The organism is Methanobacteriaceae archaeon, from assembly GCA_029219465.1.
Classification (GTDB): Archaea; Methanobacteriota; Methanobacteria; order Methanobacteriales; family Methanobacteriaceae; genus Methanocatella.
In genome coordinates this window covers 66732-78896 of record JAQXTL010000015.1, presented here as the reverse complement: position 1 = coordinate 78896, position 12165 = coordinate 66732, and the positions used below count along the sequence as shown (strand labels likewise).

At 29.6% G+C, this 12165-nt stretch carries 15 protein-coding genes; 12 read left to right on the top strand and 3 right to left on the bottom strand.

Annotated features, from left to right (window positions below):
* Positions 1-448: 448 nt before the first annotated feature.
* The 6 genes from dtd to ung all read left to right on the top strand — a co-directional run bounded on the left by dtd (position 449) and on the right by ung (position 5132).
* Positions 449-892, top strand: a complete 444-nt coding sequence (dtd, locus tag PUD86_07715) for a D-aminoacyl-tRNA deacylase (GenBank protein ID MDD6777167.1) — start codon at positions 449-451, stop codon at positions 890-892.
* Between the two features lie 65 nt (positions 893-957).
* On the top strand, positions 958-2100 hold the full coding sequence (locus PUD86_07710; GenBank protein MDD6777166.1) for a toxic anion resistance protein: 1143 nt from the start codon (positions 958-960) through the stop codon (positions 2098-2100).
* 59 nt (positions 2101-2159) lie between these two features.
* Positions 2160-2870, top strand: a complete 711-nt coding sequence (locus tag PUD86_07705; protein ID MDD6777165.1) for an alpha/beta hydrolase — start codon at positions 2160-2162, stop codon at positions 2868-2870.
* 32 nt (positions 2871-2902) lie between these two features.
* Positions 2903-3373: a pyridoxamine 5'-phosphate oxidase family protein gene (locus PUD86_07700; protein MDD6777164.1), complete on the top strand. Its 471-nt coding sequence runs from the start codon at positions 2903-2905 to the stop codon at positions 3371-3373.
* 14 nt (positions 3374-3387) lie between these two features.
* Positions 3388-4461: an acyltransferase gene (locus tag PUD86_07695; protein ID MDD6777163.1), complete on the top strand. Its 1074-nt coding sequence runs from the start codon at positions 3388-3390 to the stop codon at positions 4459-4461.
* Between the two features lie 11 nt (positions 4462-4472).
* Positions 4473-5132: a uracil-DNA glycosylase gene (gene ung, locus PUD86_07690; GenBank protein ID MDD6777162.1), complete on the top strand. Its 660-nt coding sequence runs from the start codon at positions 4473-4475 to the stop codon at positions 5130-5132.
* Here the strand turns inward: ung and PUD86_07685 are convergent, their stop codons facing one another.
* A complete protein-coding gene (locus PUD86_07685) occupies positions 5133-5699 on the bottom strand; it encodes a hypothetical protein (GenBank protein MDD6777161.1) in 567 nt (188 codons plus the stop codon).
* 138 nt (positions 5700-5837) lie between these two features.
* Here PUD86_07685 and PUD86_07680 point away from each other — a divergent pair, with 138 nt between their 5' ends.
* The 4 genes from PUD86_07680 to PUD86_07665 all read left to right on the top strand — a co-directional run bounded on the left by PUD86_07680 (position 5838) and on the right by PUD86_07665 (position 8862).
* Positions 5838-6137: a hypothetical protein gene (locus PUD86_07680; protein MDD6777160.1), complete on the top strand. Its 300-nt coding sequence runs from the start codon at positions 5838-5840 to the stop codon at positions 6135-6137.
* A gap of 64 nt (positions 6138-6201) precedes the next feature.
* Positions 6202-6873 (top strand): hypothetical protein, encoded by a 672-nt coding sequence (locus tag PUD86_07675; protein MDD6777159.1) that lies wholly within the window; start codon positions 6202-6204, stop codon positions 6871-6873.
* Positions 6874-6925: 52 nt separating this feature from the next.
* On the top strand, positions 6926-8380 hold the full coding sequence (locus PUD86_07670; protein ID MDD6777158.1) for an NAD(P)/FAD-dependent oxidoreductase: 1455 nt from the start codon (positions 6926-6928) through the stop codon (positions 8378-8380).
* 8 nt (positions 8381-8388) lie between these two features.
* Entirely contained in the window at positions 8389-8862 is a 474-nt protein-coding gene (locus PUD86_07665) for a GNAT family N-acetyltransferase (GenBank protein ID MDD6777157.1), read from the top strand.
* Between the two features lie 242 nt (positions 8863-9104).
* Here the strand turns inward: PUD86_07665 and PUD86_07660 are convergent, their stop codons facing one another.
* Entirely contained in the window at positions 9105-10442 is a 1338-nt protein-coding gene (locus PUD86_07660; protein ID MDD6777156.1) for an NCS2 family permease, read from the bottom strand.
* Between the two features lie 242 nt (positions 10443-10684).
* Between PUD86_07660 and PUD86_07655 the strand changes: the two genes are divergently transcribed.
* Positions 10685-10876, top strand: coding sequence for a hypothetical protein (locus PUD86_07655; protein ID MDD6777155.1), 192 nt, complete (start codon positions 10685-10687; stop codon positions 10874-10876).
* An 86-nt stretch (positions 10877-10962) separates the two neighbouring features.
* Positions 10963-11289 carry a hypothetical protein gene (locus PUD86_07650; protein MDD6777154.1) on the top strand — a complete coding sequence of 109 codons (327 nt, stop codon included), beginning with the start codon at positions 10963-10965 and terminating at the stop codon, positions 11287-11289.
* A 51-nt stretch (positions 11290-11340) separates the two neighbouring features.
* Here the strand turns inward: PUD86_07650 and PUD86_07645 are convergent, their stop codons facing one another.
* Positions 11341-12078: a hypothetical protein gene (locus PUD86_07645; GenBank protein ID MDD6777153.1), complete on the bottom strand. Its 738-nt coding sequence runs from the start codon at positions 12076-12078 to the stop codon at positions 11341-11343.
* Positions 12079-12165: the final 87 nt, after the last annotated feature.

Genomic DNA, 12165 nt, shown 5'->3' with positions numbered 1-12165 from the left:
TAAATCAAAAGATTTCAAAGCCTTTTGACAGGATTTAAAAATTTTCACAAAACGAGGGTCGAAAAGCACTAATCCATCATTGGAATCGCAAAATATATATTGTTCAACATCTAAAATACTATTTGGAGTATTTGTTTTTTGGTTTAGCATGATAAAAACTTTTACTCCACTTATTTATTAAATTTAACTATTTTTAGACAAAATAAAAAATTCCAAACCAATTTTCATCAAAAAATTTCAAATCAACAAAGTTTTTGAAAGAGTCCTTTTTCATTTATTATAAAGTTATATTTCTTTTATATTGGATTTTTGAATGATATTTTATTTTTTGTGTTATTTAATGAATATTTTCGTAAATTCCTCATTATTTATAATGACAAATATAAATATTAACTTTTTTAAATAGATTAAACAAATATCTAATATAAGATATTTTAGGTGAATTTAAATGAAATTAGTTGTTCAAAGAGTTACTAGTGCTAGTGTAAAAGTTGATGATGAAACTATTGGTCAAATTGATAATGGTTTAATGGTTTTAGTTGGATTTGGTGAAAATGATACTCAAAAAGAAGCTGATTATCTTAGCCAAAAACTTTTAAAATTAAGAATATTTGCAGATGAATCAGGCCATATGAACAAATCAGCTAAAGATATTGAAGGTAAACTATTATTAGTTCCTCAATTTACATTATATGCTTCTACCAAGAAAAACAGACCCTCTTTTCACAAAGCATTGGCTCCGGATGTTGCAACTGATTTATTTGATTATTTCACCGCTAAATGTGCTGAAGAAATTGATGTGGAAACTGGGGAATTTGGAGCATATATGGAAGTTAGCTTAGTAAATGATGGTCCTGTAACAATACTTCTTGAAAAAGAATTTAAGGATTAAATGTTAAATATCATATATAAGTTACAATATTATGCAATACTTGTTATTAAACTCAAGGTGATATAATGGCGGAATTTTCATTAAATATTGATGAAATTAAAGAAGATGTTGAAACAACATTAAAACAGGAAGAAAAAAAGTTAGAGGATTCCAATCTTAAAAACCAAGCTCAAAGCAATGCAGTTGCTATTTTTGATGCTGATTTAACTAATCCAAAATCAAGAGAAGAGATTTCAAAACCTTTAGATAATTTTGGTTTAAATGAAATGTCAAGGTCTGCTTCTCACAATGAAATGTTAGCTACAAGATTTTCTGATTTAACCAAAGGTGGAAAGGAATCAGACAGTATTGGGGAAAATTTACTTGAATTAAACAAACAGGTAAAAGATTTAGATCCAAGTAAAATTGATTTTACCAAAAAAGGTTTTCTTGGAAACTTAATGAATCCTGTTAGAAAATACTTTGCAAAATATGAAAAAGCAGAACATGCAATTTCAGAAATTGTTGAATCACTTGATAAAAGCAGTAGAATTCTTCAAAATGACAATACAACTTTGTTAAATGAAGAAAATTATTTAAGAGAAGTTACCAATAAGCTTTTAGCTGATATTGAACTTGCAAAACAAATGGATCAGTCTATTGAAGCACAAATCCAGACTGCGGAAATTGAAGGAATTGACCCTGAAAAGATTAGATTTGTAAGTGAAGAGATCTTATTCCCACTTAGACAAAGAATCATGGATATGCAGCAAATGATTGTTGTTAACCAGCAAGGTATTGTATCTTTAAATGTAATTAGAAGAAACAACAAGGAATTAATTCGTGGAGTAAACCGTGCTAAAAACGTCACTGTATCTGCTCTAAGAACTGGTGTAATGGTTGCTAGTGCTTTATATGACCAAAAAATCGTTATGGATAAAATCAATATTATTAATTCAACAACTGAAAACATTATTGAATCAACTTCTCATATGCTTAGAGAACAAGGAAGTGAAATCCAAAAACATAGTGCCGAATCTATGATTTCTCCGGAAGTCTTAAAAGCATCATTTGTTGAAGCAATTCAAGCTATTGAAGATGTAAGCACATACAAACAACAAGCACTTCCTCAAATGAAAGAAACCATCATGTTATTTAGTGACTTGGCTAATGATGGTCAAAAAGTTGTTGAAAAAATCGAAACAACCAACACTGATTTGTTAAACTAAGTAGGTTTTAAACCTACTATTATCTATTTTTAAATATTACTTCTTTTTTAAATATATTCATGAATAAAAAAATTAAGATTGGAATACTAATTGTTCTTGTAATTATTGCTTTATTTGGAATATATTATATAAACGATTATTATCATGCTCAAAAAACAGCTATTGACTGTTTGGAAAATAACAGTGATGTTTTAGTTGTTAAAACTTCAAACGGATTGTTGTTTGACGGTAAGGGTAATGAATCAGCATTAATTTTCTATCCTGGAGCAAAAGTAGAATATACTTCATATGCACCACTTCTTAAAAATATATCAAGTAGGGGTATTGACTGTTATGCTGTTGAAATGCCGTTTAATTTGGCTTTTTTAGGTCAAAACAGTGCAGATGATATTATTAAAAACTCATCTTATGAACACTATTTTATCTCAGGTCACTCTTTAGGTGGAGCAATGGCTGCTTCTTATATAAACGGTACAAATAATACTGATGGTTTAATATTATTTGCAGCATATCCGTCCAGTGAAATCGAAAAACCGGTTTTATCAATTTATGGATCTTGTGATAAAGTATTAAACATGGATAAATACAACAAGTCAAAATCTCTGATTAAAGGAAATTTCACAGAATGTATAATTGATGGTGCAAATCATGCTCAATTTGGTTATTATGGTAATCAGTCAGGTGATGGAAAAGCATTAATTTCAGCTAAATTACAACAAAATCAGACAGTAAACAAAATTATTTCCTTTATTGATGAAGTAGTGAATTAAATTTATTTATTACTTCATTTAAATCTATATTTATGTTTAGACCAATGAGAAATAAAAAACAAGAGCTTACACAAGAAGAATGTGTGGAAATATTAAAAAATGAACCTAGGGGCGTATTAGCTATTTTAGGAGATAATGATTATCCATATTCTCTTCCACTTACTTACGTGTATGCTGATGGCAAAATTTATTTCCATGGGGCTAATAGTGGCCATAAACTCGATGCAATTAAAAAGAACTCCAAAGCATCCTTTTGTGTAATGGATAAAGGAATTAAACAAGAAGATGACTGGTGGTACACTTTTAAAAGCGTAATTGTATTTGGTAACATTAAAATATTAACAGATATGGATGAAAAGATAGATAAATTAACCTGTCTTGGAGATAAGTTTTTCCCAACTCATGACATGACAGTTAAGGAAATTAAAAGACTTTCACATAAAACAGAAGTCTTTGAGTTTACAATTGATTATATGAGTGGTAAATTTGTAAGAGAAAAATAGATGAGGTTTTGAATATGTCTAATAGAGTATTTTATTACGATGCACTTCGCGCAATTTCAATAATAGGAATAGTTTTTTGTCATGTAGGCATATTCTTTTTATCACAGGGAGTTAATAATCCCTATTTTCCAGTAACTGCTTTTTTTGACTGTTTTAGGGAATTTTCAATCCCAATTTTTGTCATGCTAAGTGGTGCACTTTTGATTAACAGACGTGAATCTTTAACCAAGTTTTTCAAAAAAAGACTCTCAAGACTGTTAATTCCATTTTTCTTTTGGGTATTAATCTACATTGCATATTCTGTAGTATTCATTGATCATGGTTTTAACTTAAAAAATGCAGTTGATATATTCTTTGGAACATCAGGAACTCTTGGAGTGCTTTTCTGGTTTATCTGGATGATTGTAATTTGTTATCTTGGGATATTTGCAATTAACAAAATTATTGAATATGGATCTAAAAACTGGCAAAACTTTGATAAGAAATTCATCTTAGCTTTAATCATTTTATCAGTAATCTACATTGCATTATCTGAATTCGGATTATTTGACCCATATTCATCTAAACCATTATATTTCATATCATTCATGACTTATATCGTAATTGGGTATTTTATAGCTAATAATGATTATTTAGGAGATAAATTGAGCTCAAAAGTAGTTGTTGTTCTTGCATTAATCGCATCAATAGCTCTATATTCCTATTATGTATTTGGATTTGTAGTACCACAATCCTTACTAAACAATCATTTTGCATACAAAAGCTATTTTAACTTATTAATATTGGCTTTATCTGTTAGTGTTTTTGTATTTTTCAAATACTTATCAAAAACAAAGTATTTAGAAGCTATTGAACAAAATAACTTAGGCAGTGCTTTAACACTTATCAGTAAATACAGCTATGGGATTTATTTATGTCATTATGTTGTAATTTTTTCATTAAAAAGAAATTTCACAAGATTCTTCTTAGATATGAATTTCATAATTTCAATACCATTTATGGTAATATGTTCTTTGGTAATATCTCTTGTGATTTTATGGGCTTTAGATAAAATTCCAGTATTAAACAAGTTTTCAGGAATAAATTAATAGGTGTAATCATGATTAATAATGAATGGGATGATGTTTTAGCAGAAGAATTTAAAAAAGATTATTTTTTAAAAATTAAGGAGTTTATTGATGATGAATACTCATCTAAAACAGTTTATCCTCCTTATGATGAGATTTTTAATGCATTTAAATTAACTTCACTTAGTGATGTTCGTGTTGTAATATTAGGTCAGGACCCATATCATGAAGAAGGTCAGGCTCACGGTCTTGCATTTTCAACACCTCATGGAAGACCAATACCAAGGTCTTTAAAAAATATCTTCAAGGAAATTAATGAGGAATACTCATATCCAATTCCCGAGTCCGGTTGTTTGGAAAACTGGGCAAAACAGGGTGTATTTTTATTAAACACTGTTTTAACCGTAGAAAAAGGAAATGCAAACTCACACAGCAAATGCGGTTGGCAAACATTTACAGACAATGTGATAAAAATATTAAACAATCAAAATCAGCCTATTGTATTTTTACTCTGGGGAAAACAGGCTGAAAAGAAAAAGGAATTATTAACCAATCCAAATCATTTAGTGTTAGTTACTTCACATCCATCTCCGTTTTCTGCAAGAATAGGATTTTTTGGATCTAATCACTTTAAACTGGCCAATGAATTCTTAAAAGAAAAAGGGCTTGATGAAATAAACTGGAAATTATAATTAAATTATAATTTCATAATCTGTTTTTCTATTATCTCTCATTCTGGAGTCCATATCAATTAAATCATACACTAATGGATTGGAAATTAACATAGACCATACTTCATAGGTTGTGCGCACAAAATCATCATTTAATTTAATATGATTGTTTACAATTGGACATTTATATGGAAATTCACTTTCATCAAAAATCAAATGGAATTCTCCTTTTTTGTTTAAATGAGGAATCAATGGAAATGTTCTGCACTGGATTGGACGAATACTACGGTCGCATTTAGGTGGAGTTTTACATTTTACAAGATAAATCTGGTCTTTCCAGGAATGAGGGTACTTAATTTCAGATGAATCAATATAATATAGCTCAAAACTGTCACTGTCTTCATACATTAATTCTTCACCAGGTAAAAGATATAATGCCAACTCTTCATTGCGATAGTCTTCTTCATCATAAACACAACATACTTCTCCACATAACTGACCACAATCAAAATCTACGGGAGATACCTTATCTAAACGCTCATATATCTTTTGTATTGTTTTTTTCATTTCATCTGCGCTGATTTCCATAAAATTCAACCTATTTTTATAATTAAATATAATTTTATTTATTTTTAATTAAATAATTTTAGTTTATCAATATGACATATTTAAATGCAATGTAATCAAATATATAATTAATTAGGAATATTTTTTTGAGGTATGAATATGAAGATAGAAATTGAGTTAACTGATGATCAATTAAAAAAAGTAGAGGAATTAGAATCTCAAGACATTAGTGTTGGACAAGCTATTGATATGCTTTACGAAGCAAGACAAAAAGCACAAAGTGAATTTGAGGTTATGGATAAGAAATTAGCTTTATTGGATAAAGTTTCTGAAGTTGATGTTGAAAATAAAGCTGAAAACTTAGATGAAAACTTTGGGGAATCAGGAAAAACCTACGAAATGAAAGCTCAAGATTTAAAACATAAAATCAAATGGGGTAAAAAATTATTTAAAATCTAATTCTCCTTTTTTTCTTTTTTTTAAATTAGGATAGTTATTATTTAGATTCTAGGATGTGTAAAAAGTGAATAGAAAAACAAAAATAATAATTATTTTAATTATTCTTCTTGGATTAATACTTATTTTTGGAAATTCCAAGGATATTTCTTATGAAACTTTAGCAGATACTGATATTGGCAGTGTGGAAGTTGGTATTTGTGGAAATGAAAATGCAACAAAGTGTATTGCCTTAATTACTGGAATGCATCCAAGAGAACCATTATCTATTGGTCCTGAAATCGAAGCAGCTAAACAATTTGGCGGTGATGATGTTAAAATTATCCACTACAAGGTTACTGTAACTAGGGATGCACAGGATTATAATCTTGGAAGAGCAAATGGTGAGAGTCTTGTTCATGACTATGTAAATCCACATGTAACTTCAAGTGATGCCGATGCAGTTGTTATTAGCCATTCTCATATTCCAGAATATGGTGAAGGATTTTACGTTGCAACTCCACAGATGGATGATGCTTCTGTTAGAATAGCTAAAAATATTAACCAGTCTGGTGATTTTAATTACTATCCTGTTACTGGTAATGAAACATACAAATCTTCATCTGCTGTTTTAGTATCAAAGCCTATTGCACAGGCAGGTTATCCAACACTTGTATATGAAGTTCCAGAAAATGTTTTTGAGTTTATAATAACATTTAAAACAAAAGATTTATTCAACATAATTGCCAAAAGCATTTAGATAATAGCATATATGATTTATAATAAATAATCAAATATCGAGGTTATTTTTTATGGATTATGATATTATTTATATTGGGAGCGGTAATGCTGCATGGCAAGGTGGCCGTTTTTTAAGAAAAGCAGGTCTTAAAATATTGATTGTTGAGGAAAGTTTATTTGGAGGAGCATGTGCAAACAGAGGATGTAACTCAAAAGCACTACTTGATGCACCTTATGAAATCAAGGCACTTGCTGATAACTTTAAAGATGTTGGAATTTCCGGCAATATTGAAGTAAACTGGCCAGATTTAATGAAATTAAAACAACAACGCATCGCAGGAATGTCCAAATTCCTAAATGGTAAATTTAAAGAATATGATTTGGATGTAGCACATGGAAAAGGTGTAATTATTGATGAACACACTGTCCAGGTAAATGATAAACAATATACAACTGAAAAAATTGTTATCTGTACAGGTTTAAAACCGGTTATTCCAGATATTCCTGGAAAAGAATATTTACATGACAGTACTGATTATTTAGATATTGCTGAGCTTCCAAAACATGCAGTTATCATAGGTGCAGGATTTGTTGGTATGGAATTTGCTTCAATCCTTGCAGAAGCAGGTCATGAGGCTGATGTTATTATTAGAGGAGATATGGCTTTAAAATATTTCCACCAGCCATATGTTCAAAGGGTTATTGAAATTTTAGAAAAGAAAAACATTCGCTTCCACTTTAATGAAACTGTAACAGAAGTAATTAAAGACGATAGTGTTGTTATTAATAATCCAACAGCTAAAGTTTCAAATGTTGAAAACTCAATGAACAGTGATGAATTTTTAAGAGATCCACAAGCTAAAATTGACAATAAAGCATATGAAAATGGATTTAAAGTTATTTTGAAAAGTGGAAAAAGCATCACTGGAGATTATGTAGTTGCAGCTATGGGAAGAGAAGCTAACGTAGAAGATATTGGTCTTGAAAATGTTGGCTTAACATACACTAAAAACGGAATTAAAGTAAATGGACATTTACAAACAGAAGTTCCTAATATCTATGCCTCAGGAGATGTTGCTGATACTGGAATTGCAAAATTAGTAACTGTTGCAATACATCACTCAAAATACCTCGCAAAAGAGTTACTTGGAGAGGCTGATGAAATCAAATATCCTGTTGTTCCTGCGGTAGCATACACTATACCAAGAATTGCAACTGTCGGTGTTCCTGCTTATGTTGGATATGAAAGTGATGATTATGATGTTCACACAATCAAATACGGTAAATCATATTCTCTTGAACTTAAAAACGATCCTACTGCTGAGGCAAAAGTAATTGTTGATAAGGATTTAAACATTGTTGGTGCTGAAATATATGCTGCAGATGCGGAAAATGTGGCTAATATGTTTGCATTTATCATAAATAAGAAAATAACCTTGGAAGAACTTGATGATATGATTTATGCATTCCCTTCAAGCAGTTCAGTATGCTTATATAAACTCCATAATATTCACTATAAATTCTAGGTGTTAACATGGCTGAGTATAGATTTGCTACAAAACAGGATTGTTCTTTGATTTTAGATTTCATAAAACAATTGGCAGAATATGAGGAAATGCTTGATGAGGTTGTTGCAACAGAAGAGCTATTAAACGAATGGCTTTTTGATAAAAAGGTTGCAGAAGTCATATTTGTTCTTGAAGATGATGTTGAAGTTGGATTTGCACTATTCTTCCATAACTTCTCAACATTTTTAGGCCGAGGTGGAATTTATCTTGAAGACTTATTTGTAAAACCGCAGTACCGTGGAAAAGGATATGGTAAAGGTTTAATTAAAAAACTTGCACAGATTGCTGTTGAGAGAGGATGTGGAAGATTAGAATGGTGGTGTCTTGACTGGAACAAACCAAGTATTGACTTTTATCTGTCTTTAGGTGCTGAGCCAATGGATGATTGGACAGTATATAGAATAAGCGGTGATGTTTTACAAAATTTGGGAAAAGACTAATTTGATTTTTCCCACAAATCTTATTTTTTTAACTATTAAATCTACCCATAAGTAGCTTTTATTACCTAATTTTATTATTTAACTTCAAATTATTAAAAGTTTAATTATTTTAATTGAAGTTAATATGCTAAGTATTGATTTAATTAAGCATTATTTTAAAATAAATGATACAAATCAATATTGTATTTTTTGAAATATTTTAAAAAAAGAAAAGTTAGTGTTTAAAAATTTAAACACTAAATCTAAAGTCCGAAGAAAAGGTAAATGACAAATACAAGAACCATTACCCAAACTAACCAATTTAACTCTTTTGCTTTACCAGCAGCAATACTTGTGATTGCGTAGGTTACAAAACCAAATGCAATACCTAAGGAAATAGAGTAGGTTAAAAGCATCATTATAATGGTCATGAATACAGAGGAAACAACAACCATGTCATCCCAGTCAACTTCTTTTAATTGTACCATCATTAAGATACCTACAATTACTAAAGCAGCTGCAGTTACAGATGAAGTGAATAATGCTAATACGGTAGGAGCAAAGATAAGTGAAACTAAGAATAAAATACCGGTTACAATAGCGGTTAAACCAGTTCTACCACCAAGACCGATACCGGTTGCACTTTCTACGTATGCGGTTAAAGTACTGGTACCTAAGATAGCACCAATAATTCCACTGATTGCGTCACCGAGGAAAGCTCTGTCGATTCCGTCAGCTTCTCCTTTTTCATCTACAAAACCACATTGATTTGCTAAAGGAATTAAAGTTCCAGTAGTATCAAAGAAAGTAACGAAAAGTAAGGAGAATAAGATTAAAATTAAGTCAGGAATGTTACTGAATATTTGGCCAAATCCAGATGCAAATGCACCGAATAAGGAAGTATCAAAACTGGTTGATATGAATTGAGTAGGTACGGATGGCATAGCCATGTCTCCAACACCAAATCCACATAATGTAAAGATTAAACCAATAACAGCAGTAACTACTAAACCAATGAATACAGCAGCAGGTACTTTTTTAACATATAATACTAAAGTGATTGCAATACCGATTAATGCTAAGAGAGCTGGAGCTGAGAATAATGATCCTAATGCAATTAAAGTGGAAGGATCGTCAACAATAATTCCTGCACCCTTTAAACCGATGAATGCTAAGAAGAAACCGATACCAGCACCAATAGCTAATTTTAAGTTGTGAGGAATAGCGTTGAGAATAGCTTCTCTAACACCAGAAATAGTAATTATTAAAAATATAATACTTGAAATGAAAACTGCAGCAAGAGCAGCTTCCCATGTGTTACCCATACCTAAGATAATAGTATAAGTAAATAATGCGTTCATACCCATACCAGGAGCTAATCCAACAGGATATTTAGAAATAAGCCCCATAATTATACAAGAAATACCGGATGCAAGAGCAGTAGCGAAGAATACACCAGTAGCAGGCATTCCACCTTCAGCTAACATTCCTGGGTTTACACCTAAAATGTAAGACATAGCTAAGAAAGTAGTAATTCCAGCAATAATTTCTGTCTTTACATCAGTATTGTTTTCAGAAAACTTAAAAAAATTATCTAACATATAACATCTCCAATAGAAAACTTCAAAATTAAATAAATTTTGAATAGAGCTGAATATCATAAAATAATATTCATAAAGATTTATTAATTACAATAAATTCTTCAGTAATATATTTATTAATAGTTAATATATTAAGTTTTTTGATTTATTCGGATATTTTATAAAAATTGGCATGGTAATAATATATAAAAAATTGACTAACCTTTATAAATGTTAAATTTAAATGTATAAATGGTGTAAAAATGAAGATTTTTGATGCTTTAAAAACATATTTGGCTGACTGGAAGAATTTATTAACTCATGCTATTGTTGGATTGGTTCTTCTTTACTGTTTGCTTTTTGCTCCTGTTGCATGGTACTGGAGAGTAATTTTATTAATACTTGTAATTGCTTTTAATGTTATTAGGATGAGATACTCTAATAACAAAAAATAAACTCCATTTTTAGATTGCTATTCTACAAAGCCTTTTTTTAATTTTTATTAGTGAGATTTAAGTATATTTATTAAATAAATTATAGTATGGAATTTTTTAATATTATTATTGAATTTTCTACAAATATAACATACCAAGGATATGTAGATTCAGTAAATCAAATATCTGTTGATGATGTTTCAGGTGTAGATGGTGATCCTAAACAATTAATGCCTTCTGATTGGAAAGAAACTGACTCTTCCGGAAATCTCACTGTCTTTAAAAATCCAGACTTTGATAAAGATGATTTAAAAGATGATGATGGTGATATTGACGCAGATGACTTAAAATACGGTGTTGTTTTAGATAACGGGGCTCATAAAATTATTGTAAAAGGTAATGATTTAAACCTCATTAAAGTTGTTAATTCTTAAAGAAATGTAGAAAATCAAAAAAAATATTGATTTTTTACATTTAACTTATTTTTAAATAAAATTGTGTTTTGTACCAACAAAATTACTAAAATATAAACCCGAAACCTTACCATAAACCAGTAAATGACTGCCTTTACTGAATTCACCATTTGTAGTTTTATAAAAGATATCTGCTTCTATACTAGTATAACCAGTTTTAAATTTTGTTATAGTGGTCTGTTTAACTTTTTTAGTAACTTTAATTGTTACATATTTAATATTTCTAGTTCCTTTATAAAAATGAGGTTTAACTTTCATTTTATATTTGCTGGAACTGTATTTGTTGAAATATTTGCAATATGCATTGTAATACTTTTGAGGATTGGTATATTTCTTGTTTACAATTGTTTTTGTAATAGTTTTGGTTTTAAAAACAGGTTTTAGAACTTTACACTTGTAGTCAGTATCAATTATATATCCAACATCCTTATTTGTCTTTTTAGCATTTATTAAGCTTTTATATTCATAATCGTCAATAGTTATTTTATAAACTTTCTTAGGTGCTTTTTTAGCATTTTTTATCTGATTTTTAGCTGTCTGAGACAATTTATATTTAGGATTATAATCCTGAACATAAACACTGCTTCCTGTTACTGAAAAGCTATGTGTTGCATCAGAAGTTAGGATTTGTGAATCAACAGATTCAAGAGCCTGTGTTGCATTATCTATTTGAGCAGCATTAACCCCATTAATAGCTATTGCAATTACAAATAAGCCTAAAATTAGCACTAATAATTTATTTAACTTCATAAATAATTTTCCCCCATACTAATTTGGCAAATATATAACTTGCTAATAAATAGTTATTAAATTACACATATTTTATTTTTACTATTC